This window comes from Exiguobacterium sp. B2(2022) (genome assembly GCF_028823655.1).
GTDB classification, from domain to species: domain Bacteria; phylum Bacillota; class Bacilli; order Exiguobacteriales; family Exiguobacteriaceae; genus Exiguobacterium; species Exiguobacterium aestuarii_A.
Map to the genome: position 1 here is coordinate 1 of NZ_JAPEHX010000056.1, position 20196 is coordinate 20196.

Annotated in this window: 21 protein-coding genes and 2 pseudogenes; 3 read left to right on the forward strand and 20 right to left on the reverse strand. The window is 47.8% G+C overall.

Going from position 1 to position 20196, the window contains the following annotated elements:
• The 4 genes and pseudogenes from ON063_RS11435 to ON063_RS11450 form a co-directional block, all read right to left on the reverse strand.
• Positions 1 to 188 (reverse strand): annotated as a pseudogene (locus ON063_RS11435) (butyrate kinase); the annotation flags it as partial.
• A gap of 1 nt (position 189) precedes the next feature.
• The gene (locus ON063_RS11440; RefSeq protein ID WP_214782426.1) at positions 190 to 1311 is read right to left on the reverse strand and encodes a Glu/Leu/Phe/Val family dehydrogenase; all 1122 of its coding nucleotides are present in this window, start codon (positions 1309 to 1311) and stop codon (positions 190 to 192) included.
• Positions 1312 to 1336: 25 nt separating this feature from the next.
• Positions 1337 to 2233, reverse strand: coding sequence for a phosphate butyryltransferase (gene yqiS / locus ON063_RS11445; RefSeq protein WP_274665223.1), 897 nt, complete (start codon positions 2231 to 2233; stop codon positions 1337 to 1339).
• 121 nt (positions 2234 to 2354) lie between these two features.
• Positions 2355 to 3992, reverse strand: a complete 1638-nt coding sequence (locus ON063_RS11450) for a sigma-54 interaction domain-containing protein (RefSeq protein WP_274665224.1) — start codon at positions 3990 to 3992, stop codon at positions 2355 to 2357.
• A gap of 135 nt (positions 3993 to 4127) precedes the next feature.
• Between ON063_RS11450 and ON063_RS11455 the strand changes: the two genes are divergently transcribed.
• Entirely contained in the window at positions 4128 to 4379 is a 252-nt protein-coding gene (locus ON063_RS11455; RefSeq protein WP_274665225.1) for a DUF2627 domain-containing protein, read from the forward strand.
• 627 nt (positions 4380 to 5006) lie between these two features.
• Here the strand turns inward: ON063_RS11455 and spo0A are convergent.
• The 16 genes and pseudogenes from spo0A to aroQ all read right to left on the reverse strand — a co-directional run bounded on the left by spo0A (position 5007) and on the right by aroQ (position 18700).
• Positions 5007 to 5738 carry a sporulation transcription factor Spo0A gene (spo0A, locus tag ON063_RS11460; RefSeq protein ID WP_214748058.1) on the reverse strand — a complete coding sequence of 244 codons (732 nt, stop codon included), beginning with the start codon at positions 5736 to 5738 and terminating at the stop codon, positions 5007 to 5009.
• Positions 5739 to 7436 (reverse strand): DNA repair protein RecN, encoded by a 1698-nt coding sequence (gene recN, locus ON063_RS11465; RefSeq protein WP_274665226.1) that lies wholly within the window; start codon positions 7434 to 7436, stop codon positions 5739 to 5741.
• A gap of 13 nt (positions 7437 to 7449) precedes the next feature.
• Positions 7450 to 7899, reverse strand: coding sequence for a transcriptional regulator AhrC/ArgR (ahrC, locus tag ON063_RS11470; protein ID WP_214748051.1), 450 nt, complete (start codon positions 7897 to 7899; stop codon positions 7450 to 7452).
• 155 nt (positions 7900 to 8054) lie between these two features.
• Positions 8055 to 8870, reverse strand: a complete 816-nt coding sequence (locus ON063_RS11475) for a TlyA family RNA methyltransferase (protein ID WP_274665227.1) — start codon at positions 8868 to 8870, stop codon at positions 8055 to 8057.
• Between the two features lie 6 nt (positions 8871 to 8876).
• Positions 8877 to 10769, reverse strand: coding sequence for a 1-deoxy-D-xylulose-5-phosphate synthase (dxs, locus tag ON063_RS11480; RefSeq protein WP_274665228.1), 1893 nt, complete (start codon positions 10767 to 10769; stop codon positions 8877 to 8879).
• A 123-nt stretch (positions 10770 to 10892) separates the two neighbouring features.
• Positions 10893 to 11771: a polyprenyl synthetase family protein gene (locus ON063_RS11485; protein ID WP_214820209.1), complete on the reverse strand. Its 879-nt coding sequence runs from the start codon at positions 11769 to 11771 to the stop codon at positions 10893 to 10895.
• Complete coding sequence (gene xseB, locus ON063_RS11490) at positions 11768 to 11992, reverse strand: exodeoxyribonuclease VII small subunit (protein WP_214820211.1); 225 nt, start codon at positions 11990 to 11992, stop codon at positions 11768 to 11770. Before xseB ends, ON063_RS11485 begins: the two co-directional genes overlap by 4 nt.
• The gene (locus tag ON063_RS11495; protein ID WP_274665229.1) at positions 11967 to 12554 is read right to left on the reverse strand and encodes an exodeoxyribonuclease VII large subunit; all 588 of its coding nucleotides are present in this window, start codon (positions 12552 to 12554) and stop codon (positions 11967 to 11969) included. The genes xseB and ON063_RS11495 overlap by 26 nt, the downstream gene beginning before the upstream one ends.
• Positions 12520 to 13293 carry an exodeoxyribonuclease VII large subunit gene (xseA, locus tag ON063_RS11500; RefSeq protein ID WP_274665230.1) on the reverse strand — a complete coding sequence of 258 codons (774 nt, stop codon included), beginning with the start codon at positions 13291 to 13293 and terminating at the stop codon, positions 12520 to 12522. Before xseA ends, ON063_RS11495 begins: the two co-directional genes overlap by 35 nt.
• Positions 13286 to 14122, reverse strand: coding sequence for a bifunctional methylenetetrahydrofolate dehydrogenase/methenyltetrahydrofolate cyclohydrolase FolD (folD, locus tag ON063_RS11505; protein ID WP_274665231.1), 837 nt, complete (start codon positions 14120 to 14122; stop codon positions 13286 to 13288). The genes xseA and folD overlap by 8 nt, the downstream gene beginning before the upstream one ends.
• A gap of 63 nt (positions 14123 to 14185) precedes the next feature.
• A complete protein-coding gene (nusB, locus tag ON063_RS11510) occupies positions 14186 to 14572 on the reverse strand; it encodes a transcription antitermination factor NusB (RefSeq protein WP_214692966.1) in 387 nt (128 codons plus the stop codon).
• A gap of 112 nt (positions 14573 to 14684) precedes the next feature.
• Positions 14685 to 16029, reverse strand: a pseudogene (gene accC, locus ON063_RS11515) (acetyl-CoA carboxylase biotin carboxylase subunit).
• Positions 16030 to 16036: 7 nt separating this feature from the next.
• Entirely contained in the window at positions 16037 to 16486 is a 450-nt protein-coding gene (accB, locus tag ON063_RS11520; RefSeq protein WP_274665232.1) for an acetyl-CoA carboxylase biotin carboxyl carrier protein, read from the reverse strand.
• A 117-nt stretch (positions 16487 to 16603) separates the two neighbouring features.
• Complete coding sequence (gene efp, locus ON063_RS11525; protein WP_214692975.1) at positions 16604 to 17170, reverse strand: elongation factor P; 567 nt, start codon at positions 17168 to 17170, stop codon at positions 16604 to 16606.
• A gap of 29 nt (positions 17171 to 17199) precedes the next feature.
• A complete protein-coding gene (locus tag ON063_RS11530; protein WP_214784012.1) occupies positions 17200 to 18267 on the reverse strand; it encodes a M24 family metallopeptidase in 1068 nt (355 codons plus the stop codon).
• Positions 18263 to 18700: a type II 3-dehydroquinate dehydratase gene (aroQ, locus tag ON063_RS11535; protein ID WP_274665233.1), complete on the reverse strand. Its 438-nt coding sequence runs from the start codon at positions 18698 to 18700 to the stop codon at positions 18263 to 18265. Before aroQ ends, ON063_RS11530 begins: the two co-directional genes overlap by 5 nt.
• A 141-nt stretch (positions 18701 to 18841) precedes the next feature.
• Between aroQ and ON063_RS11540 the strand changes: the two genes are divergently transcribed.
• Both ON063_RS11540 and ON063_RS11545 read left to right on the forward strand, forming a co-directional pair.
• Positions 18842 to 19783, forward strand: coding sequence for a DUF1385 domain-containing protein (locus ON063_RS11540; protein WP_274665234.1), 942 nt, complete (start codon positions 18842 to 18844; stop codon positions 19781 to 19783).
• Between the two features lie 14 nt (positions 19784 to 19797).
• On the forward strand, positions 19798 to 20196 hold a 399-nt coding region (locus tag ON063_RS11545; protein ID WP_274665235.1), incomplete at its 3' end, for an SA1362 family protein.

Below are 20196 nucleotides of genomic sequence, written 5' to 3' on the forward strand. Positions count from 1 at the left end.
ATGCCAGTCTCTTCTAACAAGGCACGCACTTCTTGCTCACGATGAGGTAACTGCTCAGGAAGGCTGAGACCGGTCACGTCAATCTCATGGCGGACCGTACGTGTCATCACTTCTTCCTTCCCATCAAACAATCCAACTTTTGTCGAGGTCGACCCTGGGTTGATCGCAAGAATTAGCCGTTTTGTCATCTTAGCGTCTCCCTAGAATACTTTTTTCAACTTTAAGGAACTGACTACGTGAACGTGCCATCATGTGAATCCGTTCTTCGGCCATCTTGTCAGCCGCCACGTGCGTCGGTACTCCATCACGCTCCGCGATTTCAAAGACACGCATCATGTTGTCATAGATGAGTTCGACTTTCTTCATTGCCCGTTCACGGTTGTAACCTTCAAGTTCGTCCGCGACGTTGATGACACCTCCAGCGTTGATAACAAAGTCTGGCGCGTAGAGGATCCCGTTCTCGTCAAGTACATCCCCGTGACGATCTTCAGCCAATTGGTTGTTTGCGGCACCCGCAACGATTTGAGCTTTCAATTGTGGAATCGTTTTGTCGTTGATGACTGCACCGAGTGCACATGGAGCGAAAATGTCACACTCGACTGCATAAATCTCATCTGGTTTGACGACCGTCGCACCAAAGTCTGCTTCTGCACGTTTGAGCGCTTCTTCGTTGATGTCTGTCACAATCAAATGCGCGCCTTCTTCGTGGAGGTGACGACATAAGTTGTAGGCTACGTTACCGACACCTTGCACGGCAACCGTTTTCCCTGCGAGTGAGTCTGTTCCGAACTTCCATTTCGCAGCAGCTTTCATACCGCGGTAGACGCCATACGCCGTTACTGGTGATGGGTTACCACTTGAACCGAACGCAGGGCTGACTCCTGTGACGTAATCTGTCTCCATGTGAATGAAGTCCATGTCAGCAACCGTTGTGTTTACATCTTCAGCCGTGATGTAACGTCCACTGAGTGATTGTACGTAACGTCCGAATGCGCGGAAGAGAGCTTCTGACTTATCCGTCTTGGCATTCCCAATGATGACAGCCTTCCCACCACCCAAGTTGAGTCCGGCTGCAGCATTTTTATAAGTCATTCCTTTTGCGAGACGCAACACGTCTGTGAGCGCTTCTTGCTCTGACTCATAATTCCACATACGAAGTCCGCCGAGTGCTGGACCGAGTGTCGTATCGTGAATCGCAATGATTGCTTTTAGCCCAGACGCTTGGTCTTGGCAAAATACGATTTGTTCGTAATCCTCAGATTGTAAGACATCAAAAATACGGAAGCGTGGTTCTGTGTTTGTTTCCATCATGATCAATTCCTCCTGTTAAGTACGATTAGTTTTTGGCATGTAACAAAGCGAATGCGAGGGAATAAAGTTTCGCCTCCGCTGTATCGGCACGACTCGTCAACACGACAGGGGCAGATGCGCCAACGACAATCGCCGCAACGCTCGCCTCTGCGAAATACATGATTGATTTATAAAGGACGTTGCCGACCTCTATGTATGGTACGACTAATAAATCTGCTTGCCCCGCCACTTCACTATTAATTCCTTTTTGTTTCGCTGCGACCATATCGACCGCGTTATCAAGGGCGAGCGGTCCATCGACGATACAGCCTTTGATTTGTCCCCGACGATTCATCTGACTGAGCAACGCGGCATCGAGCGTCGCGTTCATCTGAGGGTTGACAACCTCAACAGCCCCAATCGCTGCGACTTTTGGCGATTCGTAACCAATGTCATGCATCGCCTCTACCGCATTATGAATGATTTCAACCTTTTCTTCGAGCGATGGTGCGATATGGATCGCAGCATCGGTCACACCAATCAATTTTTCCCGATTTGGAATTTGAAATAATGCGATATGACTGAGCGTCCGGTTCGTCCGAAGACCGGCCTCTCGATTGAGAACGGCTTTCATGAATGTCGATGTCGACACCATCCCTTTCATGAGCACATCCGCCTCTTTGTTTTTCACGGCTAGTGCAGCACGTCTGGCAATCTCTACATCACCTTTTGCATGTAAAATATCGACGTCTGACTCATCGATTCCATACTGTTCACATAACTTTCGGATTTCCCGGGCTTCACCAAATAAAATGAAACGTGACAATCCATGATCTGTGGCAAGTTTTACGGCTCGGATTACTTCTTCATCCGCTGCCCCCGCAATGGATACCGTACAACCCTCTAGTTGTTTTGCGTTCGTCAGCATCCGTTCAAAATTCATCATTGTCCCCCCTTGCTCTCTACACTATAACATAAGCAAGTTTGTTTCCTAAATTGTAAGCGCTTTATTATGCAGGTAACCATGCAAATAATTGCTTACCATGCATAAAAGTTCATGCATTTTATTGCGTGGTTTCTAATTTATTATATAAAGTCCGAATCGAAATTTTTAAACGACGAGCAGCTTCTGACTTATTTCCACCAGTTTCTTCGATTGTTCGTTCAATCAAATCGCGCTCATATTTCGCTACCGCTTCATGGAGCGTTCGAGACTCGACGACTTTCTGAGTTGGCGTGCGAGGTGATAATTGTAAGTGATGTGGAGCAATCCATTGTTCCATGCTCGCCATATAAATCATCGCCCGACCAATCACATTCTCAAGTTCTCGGACGTTCCCTTTCCAATGCTGACTTTTTAGGAGCACGATGGCATCTTCATCCACTCCTTGTACACTCCGACCATATTCTTGATTCAACTTTCGAATGATTCGATCACAGAGTGCCTCGAGTTCATTCAACCGTTCACGAAGGGGAGGGATATGGATCGGCATTCGATTGATGCGATAATACAAATCTTCACGAAACGCCCCGTCTGCCACTTTCTGTTCAAGGTCGGCATTTGTCGCAGCGATGATGCGAACATCAATCGGAATCGCCGTTGTCCCCCCGACTCGTACAATCTCATTTTCTTGAAGGACACGCAGAAGCTTCACTTGGACATCAAGTGGCAGTTCTCCGATTTCGTCCAAAAAGAGCGAGCCGCCGTCTGCCTCCTCGAAGTAACCGGTCTTTCCGCCACGCTTCGCACCGCTGAACGCGCCATCTTCATAGCCGAACAGTTCACTTTCAAGAAGTGTAGGTGAAATGGCCGCACAGTTTACCCGGATAAACTTTTTGAATTTCCGAGGGGACTCCCCATGAATGGCATGGGCGAACAGTTCTTTTCCTGTTCCCGATTCCCCGCGAATCAATACCGTCACCGGTGTCACAGCTGCCAATTTCGCTTGATCGATGACGAATCGCATCGTATCACTTGTCGCGATGATATCGGCAAACTGATATTTTGCCTCTAGATTTCGAATGCGGGTTTTCGCTTCCTGCAGTTCATCACGCAGCGCACGAATTTGAGACACGTCGCGAATGACGCCGACCGAGCCTCGCAATTTCCCCTCAACGATGATCGGTTCGGCGTTCACAAGAATGTCTCGTCGCGTCGCCCCGATTTGCATCCGAATGTCTCGGACCCCCTGCCCCGTCGATAATACTTTCAAATGTACACTCTCCTGCATCCCGATGTCGGCAGTGGCAGGCTTATCGACGACATCCTCTTTTTTGAATCCCGTCAACCGTGTGTAAGAAGGATTGATCAAGATGGTGTTGCCGTGATGATCGGCTACCGAAATCGCCTCACTCGTACATTCGATGATCGCCTCAAGCATCTGTTGATTCTGTTTCAATCGCTCGACAACGATCCGAATAAACTCTCCCGGCAACACAACTGCGTCTTGATAATGATCCTTCAACTCTTCAAACGTTTGATGCTGCCCTGTCGTTTCAATGACAAAGTCTAATGATGCATCCGCATATTTCGTCCAATTATCCGTCACGGCGATGCCACAACTTTTGGCAAGTGCCATCCCTTCAGCTGATGCATCGGAGTCCACGACCGCTACAATCGTAGCAAGCGGAGAGTCCATCAACATGTTCAGGACTTCAGTTCCCCCTTTTCCTGCCCCGACAATCATCAATCGTTTGTTCATAAGAATTCCCCCATCTTTCTCTCTTCTCATCTTCATGCTACTGAATCCGAACATGATGCGCAAGCCGACTAAAAATAGACAGTGTGGAATGACTGAATTTCTGTTAAAATAATGTATGGTAAAGGAGGAGATTGCATGCGTTTCATCGCGCTTCTAATCTTAATCGTCCCTGGTTTACTCGGTGTTTACGGAATCAAATTACTTCGTGATAGCTTCTTTTTGAAGACGAGTGGACCGTTCACATGGATTGATTCACTCGCTGCCGCCTCCATGTTGCAGGGGACATTCGGACTTCTGCTCGCCATGGGCGGGATCGGATTTGTAGCTGGCTATATATTTAACCGCGACAAAAAAACAGGTAAAGTACAACAAGGTTCCCTAACTTGACTTCATTTCAAGTGCGGAACCTTTTATTCGTATTGAATTGTGATCACTACGGATGATCTCCTTTCCAACTGCTTTACTTCCTTTGACATGAGATCCAACGTCTTCTTAATGAAGAAGTATGAAAGAACTTTAGTAACTGCCGTCTTGCGTGAACGGAACGTTTCCATTCGAGTTACTAACTTTTTTAGTTATCGGATCATGTCCAACCATCCATCGTGAAGTCGAACGCTTGCCATAAACTGTTCAACGGTTGACAACACTCCTTTTGGTTAACTGAACGATTTGTTTTTCCTATACCAACCCCTAGCTTCGAGTTGATGATAGAATCGTCTCGCGAATGAGCGACTGTCGCGACCTCACGTCGGGACATTAACGACTTGAGATGTCGTTCCCACCTCTGAGCTATTGTCGGATAGCGAACCGAGATGATTTTGTTTCTTCAAACATTGCTCCGGAACAAGTTTGAAAAGCGTTCATCTGACGCTTGTCCAAGTAACTTGGTACACCTTTATTATAACAAAACACTCTCGTTTTGCAAGCGCTTTCTTTCATAAAGTAAATAAATTTTTTAATAATTATTTTACAAAAAGGACTAAGCCATCAAACGGCTTAGTCCTTCTGAACGATTCAATTACTTTTAAACGACAAGTAGGTGACGAAATACGAAATGAACTCCGAGTTCTTCGGACTCCGTTCACGCTCAGGTCGCCCTTCAAACATCTCATGGTCGCGCATGCCATTCTCCCACGCCGTCTTGATGGCGTGACGCATCGCCCGCTCTACACGTGACGAAGTCGTATCATGCTCTTTTGCGACCATCGGATACAATTCTTTCGTAATCAATCCAAGCAAATCTTGACGCTCGCGTACGTAAATGACGGCTTGACGGATATACTTGAACCCTTTAATTCGAGGAGAAATCCCAAGCTGTTGGAGCAAGAGCGAAATTTCAATTTCATCTGGGGACATTCCTTCGAATTCGCGATTCGCACCATCCGACAACTCACGAATTTTCGTCAACAGTTGTTGGATATTGAAAGGTTTGACGAGAAAGTAAGAGGCACCCAATTGAACCGCTTGTTTCGTCACTTCATCTTTTCCGAACGCACTCAACATGATCACTTCTGGCTTATCATCGCCGAGCTCTTCATGTAAACGTTGCAATACTCCGATTCCATCCAAATGCGGCATGATAATGTCGAGTAAGAGTACATCCGGTTGGTGTGTCTTGACGACCTCCAAGCACGCTTCACCATCGTGCGCTGTTCCAACGACACGGAGATCAGGCTCAGATTCTAGTTGTCGGCTCAACAAATCGACGATTTCTCGATTGTCGTCCGCAATACATAATGTAATCACTTATGACACTCCTTTGATGAACTTCTGTTTTACTTGCTGTGACATTTCGAGCAACTCTTCAACGTGTTGCTTCGTCAAGTCTGTCATTTGAATACCAGCAATCATTCGACCTAGCTCGTCAATCCGGCTCTCGCGGTCGAGAGTGGCAACGTTTGTCTTCGTCCGGTCGTCTGTTTCCGTCTTCGTGATATATAGGTGCTGATCTGCCATTGCAGCAACTTGAGCTAAGTGCGTGATACATAACACTTGCGACCCGACAGACAGACGAAAGATTTTTTCTCCCATCGCCTGTGCGACACGCCCTGATACTCCTGTATCGACTTCATCAAAGATAATCGAGGCGACTCCGACCGTGCGGGAAAAGATTGATTTAAGAGCTAACATGACACGGGAAAGTTCACCACCTGAAGCCACTTTTGCAAGTGGCTTGAATGGTTCCCCGACGTTCGTCATCATATAAAACTCGACATCATCAAGACCGTCTTGTTTTAATGGCGTCGTTCGGAATCGGACTTCAAACGCTGTTTTCTCCATATATAATTCTTTTAATTCTCGATGGATGTCGTGCTGAAGCGACTCAGCCGCCGCTTTACGTGACGCTGACAGTCGTTCGCCTGCCTCTTTTGCGACTTTCTCTAATCGGACAAGGTCTTCTGACAGTGTTTGCAGCAACTCCTCACGATTCGTCATCGATTTCAATTCATCGGATACTTGTTCACCGTAAGCGATGACTTCTTCGATTGTCGTGCCATATTTCCGCTTAAGCTGTTGGAACAGTGCGAGACGCGACTCGATTTCATCTAACCGAATCGGATCGAACTCAAGTGAGTCGAGTTGGTCTCGTAACTGAAATTTCGCATCTTCGAGCAAATAATAAGCATTCGAGATTGTTTCTGACACAGATGCGAGAGAAGAGGACAATTGAGAAGCTTCTTCCATCTCGCGCATTGCGACCCCAATTTGGTCAAGTCCGTTCGAATCTTCCGCGACCGCCTCATAAGACAGGCGAATGTGTTGATGAATGCGTTCAAAGTTCGCTAATTCATCCCGTTCTTCCATTAACGCCTGTTCTTCACCTGCTTTTAGTTCAGCCGCTTCAATTTCTTTCGTTTGAAACGATAATAAGTCCATGCGCTGTGCAAGCTCTTGTTCACTTTGGCTGAGTCGCTTCAGTTCATCCGCGACTTGCTTCCAAGATGCGTACGCTGTCTGATACTCCTCTAGTAATGGCCCAATTTCCTTTTCGGCATAATGATCGAGAATGCCTAAGTGAAATTCTGAATCCATCAAGTGTTGATGCTCATGTTGACCATGAATATCGACAAGCAAGCGACCGAATTCACGTAGCGTGGAGAGTGGCATCATCTTCCCATTTACACGACAGACGCTTTTCCCGCTACTATGTAAGTCTCGGCGTAAAATGACTGTCCCGTCCTCGATTTCGATGCCGTATTGTTCGGCCGCCTCAATGACCGGATGATCCGATTCAACCATGAACATTCCTTCAATTTCGGCCTTATCTTGACCATAACGAACGAATTCGCTCGATCCACGTCCTCCAACAAGCAACCCAATCGCATCTAACAAAATCGATTTACCGGCACCTGTCTCACCCGTGAGAACGGTCATGCCCCGATTAAACGGAATGTTTAATTCGTCGATAATCGCAAACTGTTTGATTGATAGTTCTGCCAACATACGTACTTTCACCTCATAACATTCCGAGTAGTCGATCGATGATTTGTTTCGCTTTCTCCTCATCGCGAGCAATCATGAGAATCGTGTCATCTCCACAAACTGTTCCAATCAATTCGTCCCATGACAGATGGTCAATCAAGACACCGATTGCATCCGCGTTACCTGGTAGTACTTTCATGACAACCAAGTTTTGAGCTGAGTCGACCGAGACGAAGCTGTCACCGAGGATGCGCTTCATTTTTCCGTATGGGTTAAAACGCTGATCCGCAGGCAAGCTGTATTTGTATCGTCCGTCATTCAAAGGAACTTTCACTAAATGTAACTCTTTAATATCCCGAGATACAGTCGCCTGTGTGACGGGATATCCTAAGCGACGAAGTTCGTCTACTAATTCATCTTGCGTTTCGATTTCACGATTCGTCACGATGTCTCGAATTTTAATCAATCGCTGTCCTTTATTCATAAGCGCTGACACCTCATTCTTCGTTTCACATACACATTATCATTCTAAAGTATTGTCGAAAAAAGGTCTAGCATTCCAGTGGGTATTTCCACCATTCCCCATCTCTTCTTCGTCGATAAGAAAAAGCTACAGACAAATCTGCCTGTAGCCATTGCTCATCCCTTTAGTTTGGCATGTGCCGCATCCACCACGTCTTCGACTTGAAGGGATGGTTCGACTCCACCTACTCCCGTATAACGGGCGAATAAGAGGAATTCAATATTTCCGTCTCCACCCGTGATCGGGGAGTAGTCCAATCCTTCGACGAAGAACCCTTCCGATGCAAAATAGCGAACCATATCACTCGCCACTCGCTCATGTACGTCACGGTCTCGTACAATCCCTTTCTTCCCGACGTCGGCTTTACCGGCTTCGAATTGAGGTTTGACGAGCGCCATAACGACACCCTCCTGCTTTAAAATCGTTTTAAGAGGTGGCACCATGAGACGAAGTGAGATGAAAGAAACATCGATCGTCGCAAAATCTGGTTTGACCGGGAATTGATCGGCTGTCGCATGACGGAAATTCATCCGTTCCATAACGATGACGCGATCATCGCTACGAAGCTTCCAGGCGAGCTGGTTGTACCCGACATCGACCGCATACATTTGTGTCGCCCCGTTTTGAAGCGCACAGTCTGTAAATCCTCCCGTAGAGGAACCGATATCAATCCCCACGCGGTCTTGAACGTCGAGCGGGAATACTTGCAGAGCTTTCTCAAGCTTAAGTCCGCCTCGTCCGACGTACGGTAGAACTTGACCTTTCACTTCAAGAGGGATATCGTCAAACACTTTATCGCCTGCTTTATCCAGACGTTCGGTCCCGCTGTAGACAAGACCGGCCATGACGGCCCGTTTCGCCTTCTCTCGTGTTTCAGCGAGACCGCGTTCGACGAGTAGTACATCTAATCTTGTTTTCGTTCTTTTTTCCATAATCCCTCACACATTCTGTCGATTTGTCTCCATCACGAACCGTTCAATCGATTCCGCCATTTGGGCTGGTCGGAGACCAATCTCTTCTAAAAGTTGGTTAACACCGCCGTGCTCGATATATCGGTCTGGAATCCCGAGGCGTTGAATCCGCGGGAACGCTCCTGTTTCATTCGCATGTTCTAACACACTGCTTCCAAAGCCACCTGCGAGTGCTGCTTCTTCAAGTGTCACGAGCGGAATGCCTTCTGCATATAAAGAAGTGAGCATTGCATCATCGAGCGGTTTGATCGTGCGACAATTGATGACACGCACACTGAGCTTGCCTTCTAATAATGAACGTACTTCCAAAGCATCTTGAACTTGTGGTCCGAACGTCAAAATGGCGACATCCGTTCCTTCCGCCTCGACTTCCCAATCATCGAGCGAGATTTCTTGGAGCGTATCACTCATTGGTACGCCAATCCCTTCGCCACGAGGGAAGCGGATTGCAATCGGTCCATCATTATAACGAAGCGCGGAGTAAACAAGTTGTTGTAACTCTTCTTCATCTTTCGCCATCAAAATCCGAATGTTCGGTACGTGACGCATGAAGGCGATATCGAATACACCTTGGTGCGTCTCTCCATCTGCCCCGACAAGTCCTGAACGGTCAATCGTGAATACAACGTTCAAGTTTTGACGACAAATGTCATGGACGAGTTGATCGTACGCACGCTGGAAGAATGTTGAGTAAATCGAGACGACCGGTTTTAAACCTTGTGTCGCTTGACCTCCCGCTAGCGTTACCGCATGCTGTTCGGCAATCCCGACGTCAAACATGCGTTCCGGGAATTTTTTCGTGAAGCAGTCAAGTTTCGAACCGACACTCATTGCAGGCGTGATCAACGTCACCCGCTCATCCGACTCTGCCACTTTCGTAATCGTCTCTGCGACGACTTTCGAATAACTCGGTCCTTTTGGCTTCCCTTTGATCACTTCGCCTGACTCAATCTTGTAAGGTCCTAAACCGTGCCACGTTCCAACACCGTCTAACTCAGCGGGACGGTAACCCTTCCCTTTTTTCGTGATGACATGAACGAGAACCGGTCCATCGATTTTTTTCGCATATTCGAGTGTCTCAAGCAAGTCTTTCAAATCATGGCCGTCAGTCGGTCCAAAGTAAGTGAAACCGAGTTCTTCAAAAAATGTGCCTGGAATGAGTGCAGATTTCAATAAATCTTTTACTCGCTCCCCACTTCGTTCGAGTGAATTGCCGACGAGTGGAATGTGCTTGATGATTGATTCCATCTCTTCACGTGCATGCTTCAGTTTACGTGACGCACGGATTCGACCGAGCATATTATGCATCGCCCCAACGTTCGGCGCGATAGACATCTCATTGTCGTTCAAGATGACAATGACATTCTGCTTCTCGGCACCGATGTGGTTCAATGCTTCGAGCGCCATTCCTCCAGTCAATGCTCCATCGCCGATGATGGCAATGGCACGATCATTCGCGCGTCCTTTTAACTCATTTGCGATCGCAATCCCCATTGCTGCTGAAAGCGACGTCGAACTGTGGCCAGTCTCCCATACATCATGTTCACTCTCACAACGTTTAGGAAAACCACATAATCCGTTGTATTGTCGAAGGGTATCAAACTGGCTCGTACGTCCTGTCAAAATTTTATGAACGTACGCCTGATGACCGACGTCCCATACAAGTTGGTCTTTCGGACTGTCAAATACACGGTGCAGGGCTAGCGTCAACTCCACAACTCCTAAGTTTGGCGCTAAATGCCCTCCCGTCACTGCCAATTTTTCAATCAAGAATCGTCTAATGTCTGAGCCGAGTGATTCGAGTTCGGTTACAGACATCCTTTTCAGGAATGACGGGTCTTGAATGGATGTCAAGTCCATAATGACCATCCTTTCTCCTCACATTTTACTGATTCGTACCTTACATTTTACAAGAATGTGACGGTAGATGCCACACATTCCCCAAAACAAAGGTGACACGATGTGCTCATCGTGTCACCGGGGTCAATGATTTCGTTTCACCACAAACGCCAACAAGTCTAATAATAGCGGAGCTTGAATCGAAAGTGACTCAATCGCAAAGGTCGCTGCCTCTACTTCTGCATCGAGCGCACGCTTCGCCCCGTCTAATCCGAGCAGTTTCGGATACGTCGTTTTTTCGTTCTCTTCATCCGAACCGACACGTTTCCCGATTGTCTGCTCGTCCCCGACGACATCTAAAATATCGTCTTGGATCTGAAATGCGATGCCAAGGTGTCGGCCGAACTGTTTTAATTGTGTTCGATCTTCCTCCGATACACCGGCAAGGATTCCACCTGCTTCAAGCGCATAGACGAGCAGTGCACCCGTCTTTCGTTCGTGAATCGACTGAAGTTCCTGTAACGTGACGTCACTCCGTTTCTCAGCAAGCATATCGTCCAACTGACCGCCGACCATGCCAGAGCTACCGGCAGCTAGACCGAAAACGCGGATGATTTCGACGATTTCTTCAGCAGGGAGCGACATTTGTGCGAGAATGCGAAACGCATCCGTCAGAAGCGCATCCCCTGCTAAGATGGCAGTCGCCTCATCAAACTGTCGGTGATTCGTCGGTCGACCTCGGCGAAGATCATCATCATCCATCGCCGGCAAATCATCGTGAATAAGTGAATATGTATGGACCATTTCGAGCGTCGCCGCAACCTCACTGCCTCGCTCGAGTGGTACACCGTACGTTTCTAGAACAGCATAGACAAGCGCGGGGCGGATTCTTTTTCCGCCCGCTTCTAAAGAATAGACCATCGCATCGCGAAGTCGCGACGGCATGTCACTCGTCTCAATGAGCGAACGCATCGACTCTTCGACAGTTCGCTTCCACTTGTTCAAATCATCCGTGCGATTCATGCAGATCCCCCTTTTTCACGAAGGGTACCGTCTAACTCTAGTATTTCGTCCATTTTCTTTTCAGCGGCCGAGAGTTTTGTCTGGCACAAAGCAGATAACCGGACACCTTCTTCATATAAAGTCATCGCTTCCTCTAACGGTACGTCACCGGTTTCGAGTTGCGCGACAATCTGTTCGAGTCGTTCAAGTGCCGCTTCAAACGTCTGTTCTTTTTTCGTCACCAACAATCCTCTCCTTCACCTCAGCGACAGCATGACCGTCCCGAAAACGAATCGAGATGTTCCCATCGCGTAATTCTTTCACATTTTGCACATATGCTCCATCTTGTTCAATGAAGGTGTAGCCCCGTGATAGGACGGCGAGCGGACTGACCGCATGCAATCTTCCTACCTGTTGCGCAAATTGTCGTTTTGATTGTTCTAATGGTTTCGTCCGACGAAGTCGATCGACCATTTGATTGACCTGTTCTCCTTGTTGCGACAAGGTTTTTGAGAACCGTTTCACATCAAGGTGTTGTGACAACTGACGGAGCTGATGAGTCGCTTCGGTAAGATGTCGTTTCACCCCTTGCTCGAGGCGGATTTCCGACTGAGCAAACCGTTCTCGTTTTTGAGAAATCGTATATCGTGGTGATTTCAGGCCATAACTGTTGATCATTCGCTCTACACGATTCCGAGAATCATCGAGTTGAATCCTAACGGCTTTATGCAGATGGTTGTCAAGACGCTCTAAATCTTTCCGCTGTGAGTCAAGCCGCCGCTGTCGGAGTTGCCGCCCGAACATCTGCGACAAAATCAGCGAGCGTATAATCCGTCTCATGACCGACAGCAGAGATGATCGGGATGGTCGACGCATAGATGGCTTCGACCACGACATCCTCATTGAACGCCCACAATTCTTCAATCGAGCCGCCACCACGACCGACGATGAGCACATCACAGTCGGTCCGTTCATTCATCCACCGAATGGCAGATGCCACTTGTGGGGCAGCCATTTCGCCCTGTACGGCTACAGGGGCAAATGTGATGGCAACGTGGGGCGCACGACGCCGAAGTGTAGTCGCGATATCATGTAGCGCTGCACCTTTCGGAGATGTGACAATTCCAATCCGCTCAGGAAACGTCGGAAGGAGTTGTTTTCGGTCTGCATCAAACCAACCCTTCTCCTCAAGTTCACGTTTTCTCGCCTCATACTGTTCGTATAATAAACCGATTCCGTCTTGACGCATCAGTTCGACGTACAATTGAACGTCACCGGTCGCTTCATACATAGTCACTCTTGAGACGGCGATGACCTTCATTCCATCTTTCGGTTCGAATTGAAGCTGTTTCGCATCTCGAGAGAACATGACGGCTTTCATGCGGGACGCATCATCTTTCAAGGTGAAATAACAATGACCAGATGAATAGCGTTTAAAATTCGAGATCTCACCGATGACTGCGACTTGTCGAAGCAAGACATCATCATCGAGTTGTCGCTTCACATATCGAACAACTTCGGAGACCGGAAGTGGATTAGCCACGTGACGCTACCTCGACCGTGTTATGCATAAGCATCGTGATCGTCATCGGACCGACACCGCCAGGAACCGGTGTAATCGCACTCGCCTTCTCTTTAACGGCCTCATAGTCGACATCGCCAACGAGACGTCCTTCGACACGGTTGACGCCGACGTCGATGACGAGCGCACCAGGTTTGACCATGTCTGCAGTAACGAGACTTGCACGCCCAACTGCGACAATTAAGATGTCAGCCTGTCTTGTCATTTCTCCAAGGTCTTTCGTTTTCGAGTGACAGTACGTGACCGTAGCAGATTCATTCAAGAACAACATGCCGACTGGTTTTCCGACGATTTGACTGCGACCGACGACCACGACGTGTTTCCCAGCAATCTCAGTTTGTGTCTTTGCGAGATGCAAAATGCCGTGTGGTGTACATGGAAGCAACGTATCAAGACCGAGCATCATCTTTCCGACGTTCTCAGGATGGAAGCCGTCAACATCCTTCTCAGGAGAGATACGCATGATGACTAGTGATTCGTCAATGTGTTTTGGTAGTGGGAGTTGCACGAGAATCCCGTGTACTTCCTCATCCTCATTCATCAAGTCAATCAAGTCGAGCAATTCTTTCTCGCTAATCGTTTCATCAAAACGGAGCACTTGTGAATCGATTCCGATTTCTTGTGCTGCCCGTTCTTTCCCGCGTACATAGCTATGACTTGCTGGGTCATCCCCAATCAATACTACTTTCAATTTCGGTACGATGTTGCGTGCACGAAGTGCTGTCACACGCTCTTTTAACGTTTCTCGATATGATGCTGCCACTTGTTTCCCGTCGATCACTACTGCCATCTCTCTCATCCCCCGTTGTCTTTAGGTTTTTCTGTAGTTGGTCTGGTGTCTTATCTCTATTTTTTAGTCTTCTTTAATAATGTTGCCGAGTACGCCATTCACGAGCTTACCGGCTTCTTCGTCTCCGAACGATTTCGCGAGTTCGACCGCCTCGTTGATGGTGACGTTCTCCGGAATCGTTTCAACGTATAGCAATTCAAACGTCGCCATACGTAAAATCGTACGTTCGACATTCCCTAGGCGATCCAAGCGCCAGTTTTTCAAGTTTTCGACGAGCAAAGCGTCAATATCCTCTTGATGCTCTAGCGTTCCTGTGACGAGTTGTTCGTAAAACGGATCAGACTCTTGCCCGTCCAATGCGAATTCGATGGCTTCGTCCACCTCTAATTTAGATACTTCGATTTGAAAAAGCGTTTGAATCGCTTTCTCTCGTGCTTCATGACGTTTCATTCAGTTACTCTCCTTTTACATGCTTTCATTGTGATAGTTTAGCATAAAGCACTCATAAATTCAGTACAAAAAACCAGGAAGCCGAAATAATGTTCGGGCTTCCTGGTTGTTGTTATTTCGCCAATGACATTTCTTTTTCGACAAATTTCGTGTCGAATGTACCGATTCGGAACTGTTCATGTGCCATCACTTGTTGATGGAACGGAATCGTCGTTTTTGATTCCCGAAACCGTAAACTCGTCTAAAGCGCGTAACATCTTTAAAATCGCCTCGTCGCGCGTCGGCGCATGTACGATCAATTTGGCGACCATCGAGTCGTAGAACGGAGGAATCATCGCTCCTGCATATAGACCACTGTCCACCCGAACGCCCATACCACCTGGGACGATGTATTGATCGATTTTCCCCGCCATCGGACGGAAGTCCATGAACGGGTCTTCTGCGTTGATCCGGCATTCAATCGAATGCCCAGAGAACGTGATGTCTTCTTGAGAGATGGCGAGCGGATGCCCAAGTGCCACTTCTAATTGTGCTTGCACGAGATCGAATCCGGTGATCATCTCCGTGACCGGGTGTTCGACTTGAATCCGCGTATTCATTTCCATGAAATAGAACTCATTGGATTCTGGAACATAGATGAACTCGATTGTCCCCGCTCCAGAATATTGAATCGCTTTCGCCGCTTTGACTGCCGCATCTCCCATCATTTGACGTGTTGCTTCGTCAATCGCAGGTGATGGCGCTTCTTCAACGAGCTTCTGCATCCGTCGTTGAATCGTGCAATCACGCTCGCCTAAATGAATCACGTTCCCGACTTGGTCAGCAAGAACTTGCACTTCTACGTGACGGAACGACTCGATAAATTTCTCGAGATACACGTCTCCGTTACCGAACGCCTGCTTCGCCTCTTTGCGTGTCGCAACCAACCCTTGGATGAGTTCGTCTTCGTTTCGGGCGACCCGAATACCGCGTCCCCCACCACCTGCCGTCGCCTTGATAATGACCGGATAGCCCATCTCGCGCGCGAGTTCTACGGCCTCTTCATCTGTGACGACACCGCTAGAACCCGGGACGACCGGCACACCTGACTCAATCATCGTTCGTTTGGCCTCATCCTTGATTCCCATCTTACGGATGGCATAGCTACTCGGTCCGACGAATTGGATGCCACACGCCTCACACATCTCGGCAAATTCAGCATTTTCAGCTAAAAATCCGTATCCAGGGTGCACCATCGTCGCGTCCACGGCACAGGCGACCGACAAGATGTTTGGAATGTTCAAATACGAGTCTTTGGACGGATTTGGTCCAATACAGTATGCTTCGTCGGCCAAATGAACATGTAATGCTTCACGGTCTGCTTCTGAAAAAACAGCGACCGTCGGAATATTCAATTCTTTTGCAGCACGTATGATTCGAACCGCGATTTCTCCACGGTTAGCGATTAATAATTTCATAACGACCTCACTTCACGCTGAAGAGCGGTTGACCGAATTCGACGAGATCGCCATCTGCGACGAGCACTTCTACGATTTCGCCACTGATTTCCGCTTCGACATCGTTAAACAGTTTCATCGCCTCTAGAATACAGACGATTTGTCCTGACTCTACTCGATCACCTACGTTGACGAAGACTTCTTTATCCGGAGCTGGACGGGAATAAAACGTTCCGACCATTGGAGAGGTGATTGTACGGTAAGACGCTTGTTCTGGCGTCGATTGTTCTTTATGTTCTTCTGCTTGAGGAGCAGGCGCAGGTGGCGTGATTGCTTGTGTCTGCATCACAGGCGCGCTCATGACCGCTTGCGCTTCTTTCTTTAATGACAGTTTGAAATCAGATGTTTCAAGCTCCATTTCATGAACCGTTGACTGGTCCAATAGTTGAATGAGCTCTTTGATTTGATCGATTTGCATCTTTCTTACCCCCTGTTTATACCTGGTACTAATCTCCTCTTCACTATAACTGGTCAGACCAATGAATGCAACGAGAAAAAAAGAGTGCCCATTCATTCGAATGAACACTCTCTCAGATTAACCGTTGTAACGACCCATGAACTCTCCAGTACGTGTATCAACCGTCACTTTTTCACCTGGCTCGATGAAAAGTGGTACTTGAATCACATGACCTGTTTCAACTGTCGCGTTTTTCTTCACGTTCGATGCTGTGTCCCCTTTGACGCCTGGGTCTGCTTCGATGATTGTCAACACCACGCTCGTCGGAAGCTCGATTCCAAGAATCTCACCATTGTAGTCCGCGATACTGACTTCCATGTTTTCAAGCAAGTAAGGAAGCGCTGCTTTCACTTGTTCGCTCGTCAACTCAAGTTGCTCGTATGATTCATTGTCCATGAAGACATACGTGTCGCCCATTGGATAGAGATATTGCATACGCTTACGCTCAATGTGCGCACGCTCGATTTTTTCTCCACCGCGGAACGTTGTTTCTTGGATCGCTCCGTTGCGCAAGTTACGCATTTTTGTACGAACGAATGCTGCACCTTTACCTGGTTTTACGTGTTGGAATTCGATGACTTGCCAAATCGAACCGTCAGATGTTTTGACTGTCAATCCTGTTTTTAAATCGTTAACTGATACCATGTTGATTTCCTCCTAAATTCAGACGAGACTCAAGCCTCAATCGTAATTAACTCTTTTGGCGACTGCGTCAGACGGTAACATCCGTCTTCCGTAACGACGACATCGTCCTCAATTCGGCAACCGCCGACACCGTTAATGTAAATACCCGGTTCAATCGTGACGACCATCCCTGGCTCGAGTACTGTTTCCGAGCGGAATGATAATCCAGGTGCCTCGTGCACTTCCATGCCAAGACCATGACCTGTCGAGTGGCCGAAGTACTCACCATATCCTGCTTCTTTGATAATGTCTCGTGTCAATGCGTCAGCTTCAATCCCTGTGATGCCAGCACGTGTACCTTCCACACCAGCGAGTTGGGCACGAAGCACTGTGTCATAGATTTGACGCAACTCGTCCGAAATCGGTCCGACCGCGAGTGTACGCGTAATATCTGAGCAGTACCCTTTATAGTAAGCACCAAAATCAAGTGTGACAAGTTCGCCAGATTCAATGACCTTATCGCTCGCAACGCCGTGCGGAAGTGCCGAGCGGAGACCAGAGGCAACGATCATATCGAACGATGACGAATCAGCACCTTTTGAGCGCATGAACATTTCGAGTTCGTTTGCGACTTCTCTCTCGGTACGACCCGGACGAATGAATGTCTGGATATGTGCATACGCTGCATCAGCGATTGCCGCAGCTTCCTTCATAATCTTAATCTCTGATTCATCCTTAATCAAGCGCAGTTTTTCAACGATTCCAGACGTCTCGATCAGATTTGCATCCACTTCTTTTTCATAAGCGCGATATTGACCGACTGTCATCGCGTCTTGCTCGATTCCAAGGCGTGCGATTGACTCACGTGACACAACATCTGCTACCGATTTGATGAGTGACGTATCAAGTTCAATGATGTCATACCCTTTTACTTGATCGTTCGCCTGTTCCGTGTAACGGAAGTCTGTGATAAAGCTTGCAGATTTCGCCGTGATGACGATCACACCGCTTGATCCAGTGAAGCCTGATAAGTAACGGATGTTCTCTCGTTTTGTGACGAGCAATGCGTCAATCTCGTTTGCCTCTAACTGTGCTTGCAGTTTGTTTACGCGTTCAATCATGTCGATTCCTCCAATGTTCGATTAGTGCATGCAATGCCAACGTGTAACTCGTCAGCCCGAAGCCGGTAATGACACCTAAACAAACGCCTGCGAGTTTTGACTCGTGGCGAAATGTTTCTCTGGCATGCACGTTCGAGATATGTACTTCAACGACCGGGGCAGCGATTGCAGATATGGCATCGCGAATCGCGATCGATGTATGCGTATAAGCACCCGCGTTTAAAATGACACCATCATAGTCGTAGGCGTCATGTAGCGCATCAATCAACGCTCCTTCGTGATTGGATTGAATGAAAGTGAGTTCGACGTCATCCGGTGCAGCAAGCATCAATTCGGCAGCTAGACCTTTTAACGACACGTCCCCATACACGTTCGGTTCACGGCGACCCAATAAATTTAAATTCGGACCATTCAACACTAGAATCTGCAATCTTCTTCCCCCTCGTTCGTCAAGTCTTATCTATTGTAACAAATTTATCGAAAGAACGTGAATCGAGCCTTCCGCCCTTTCGTTTTTTTTATAAATCGCGGTATAATTCAAGTACAACTCTGTAAGAATCGAGGAAAGTGAATGAATTCTAAACCAAACATTCCTGTCGGAGGACAGGCACTCGTGGAAGGCGTCATGTTCCAAGGCCGCTCCGAGAGCGCATCCGCCATTCGGCGAAAAGACGGTTCCATCGAAACGTTCGAGCAAGCGCGCATCCTCGTCCCGTGGGTCCAATCGTTGAAAAAGGTACCGTTTTTGAGAGGGATTGTCGCCTTATATGAATCCTTGAAGAACGGATCAGCGCATATGAATTTTGCAAGCGATCGTTATGACGTCGACCCGAGTGAAGATGTCAGTACGAACGAGGAACAGAAGCAGAGCATGTGGATGATTGCCTTCATCGCCATCATCGGTGTGATTTCTTATGTCTTTGGGAAGTTGATTTTTAACGTGACCCCAGCTCTTCTTGCCTCGATGTTTCAAGACGTGCCGTTATTTTCCGGACACGTGGTTCAAAACCTCCTTGAAGGGGGAATAAAATTAGTACTGTTGCTCAGTTACCTCTATCTGATATCGTTGACGCCACTCATTAAACGCGTCTTCCAATATCATGGGGCTGAACACAAGGTCATCAACTGTTACGAGTCCGGACGTCCGATTACGGTCGAACAAGTTCGAAAGAGCTCACGTCTTCATTACCGTTGTGGGTCGAGTTTTATTTTGTTCACCGTTTTCGTCGGGATTGGCGTGTACATGATCGTCCCAATCGATCCGCTTTGGCTACGACTCGTCAGCCGAATTGCGCTCTTACCTGTCGTCATCGGAATCTCATTTGAAGTCCTACAATTCACCAACCGTTTCCGTGAACATCGCTTTCTTTCATTCCTCGGAAAACCGGGTCTGTCACTCCAGCTATTGACGACTCGAGAGCCGAGCGATAAACAGATTCAAGTCGCAATCGAAGCATTCGAGACATGGGAACGTAAAGAGTTAGGAGAATCGGTCATTCATAGAGAGGGATAAGAGGAGGAAGCACCATGATCAGACAACGAATTGGTTCAACCGCTGCAACAATCGTGTTTATCTTAGGCTTCATCGGGGTCGGGCATATGCTCGCCACCGATCCCGGTCGATTATTTAGACAATTGTTGTTCATCGGGATATTCGGGTTAGTCTTTTATGTGATCTACCGCGTTTTCATCGGACGACGTATGTCCCCAGAGGATATGCGCTATCGTAAAACCGCTCAAGCCTCTAAGAAACGGATGCAAGGGAACCGTGGACCTCAAGTCAAACCTTCCGCATCCGTGAAGAATAAGAAACACAAGAAGCCGGGTTCGAATGTCACGAAGTTGTCCAAACGATCGAACGGACATCGAAGCAATCCCCCGCACCTCACCGTGATCGAAGGAAAAAAAGGGAAGAAGAAAAAGAAA

What these genes read in the sequence shown, in the direction of transcription:
- ON063_RS11440 (WP_214782426.1), bottom strand. Translation starts at nt 1,311, where the DNA reads ATGATGGAAACAAACACAGAACCACGCTTCCGTATTTTTGATGTCTTA.
- yqiS (WP_274665223.1), bottom strand. Translation starts at nt 2,233, where the DNA reads ATGAATTTTGAACGGATGCTGACGAACGCAAAACAACTAGAGGGTTGT.
- ON063_RS11450 (WP_274665224.1), bottom strand. Translation starts at nt 3,992, where the DNA reads ATGAACAAACGATTGATGATTGTCGGGGCAGGAAAAGGGGGAACTGAA.
- ON063_RS11455 (WP_274665225.1), top strand. Translation starts at nt 4,128, where the DNA reads ATGCGTTTCATCGCGCTTCTAATCTTAATCGTCCCTGGTTTACTCGGT.
- recN (WP_274665226.1), bottom strand. Translation starts at nt 7,436, where the DNA reads ATGTTGGCAGAACTATCAATCAAACAGTTTGCGATTATCGACGAATTA.
- ahrC (WP_214748051.1), bottom strand. Translation starts at nt 7,899, where the DNA reads ATGAATAAAGGACAGCGATTGATTAAAATTCGAGACATCGTGACGAAT.
- ON063_RS11475 (WP_274665227.1), bottom strand. Translation starts at nt 8,870, where the DNA reads ATGGAAAAAAGAACGAAAACAAGATTAGATGTACTACTCGTCGAACGC.
- dxs (WP_274665228.1), bottom strand. Translation starts at nt 10,769, where the DNA reads ATGGACTTGACATCCATTCAAGACCCGTCATTCCTGAAAAGGATGTCT.
- ON063_RS11485 (WP_214820209.1), bottom strand. Translation starts at nt 11,771, where the DNA reads ATGAATCGCACGGATGATTTGAACAAGTGGAAGCGAACTGTCGAAGAG.
- ON063_RS11495 (WP_274665229.1), bottom strand. Translation starts at nt 12,554, where the DNA reads ATGTTCGGGCGGCAACTCCGACAGCGGCGGCTTGACTCACAGCGGAAA.
- folD (WP_274665231.1), bottom strand. Translation starts at nt 14,122, where the DNA reads ATGGCAGTAGTGATCGACGGGAAACAAGTGGCAGCATCATATCGAGAA.
- nusB (WP_214692966.1), bottom strand. Translation starts at nt 14,572, where the DNA reads ATGAAACGTCATGAAGCACGAGAGAAAGCGATTCAAACGCTTTTTCAA.
- accB (WP_274665232.1), bottom strand. Translation starts at nt 16,486, where the DNA reads ATGCAAATCGATCAAATCAAAGAGCTCATTCAACTATTGGACCAGTCA.
- efp (WP_214692975.1), bottom strand. Translation starts at nt 17,170, where the DNA reads ATGGTATCAGTTAACGATTTAAAAACAGGATTGACAGTCAAAACATCT.
- ON063_RS11540 (WP_274665234.1), top strand. Translation starts at nt 18,842, where the DNA reads ATGAATTCTAAACCAAACATTCCTGTCGGAGGACAGGCACTCGTGGAA.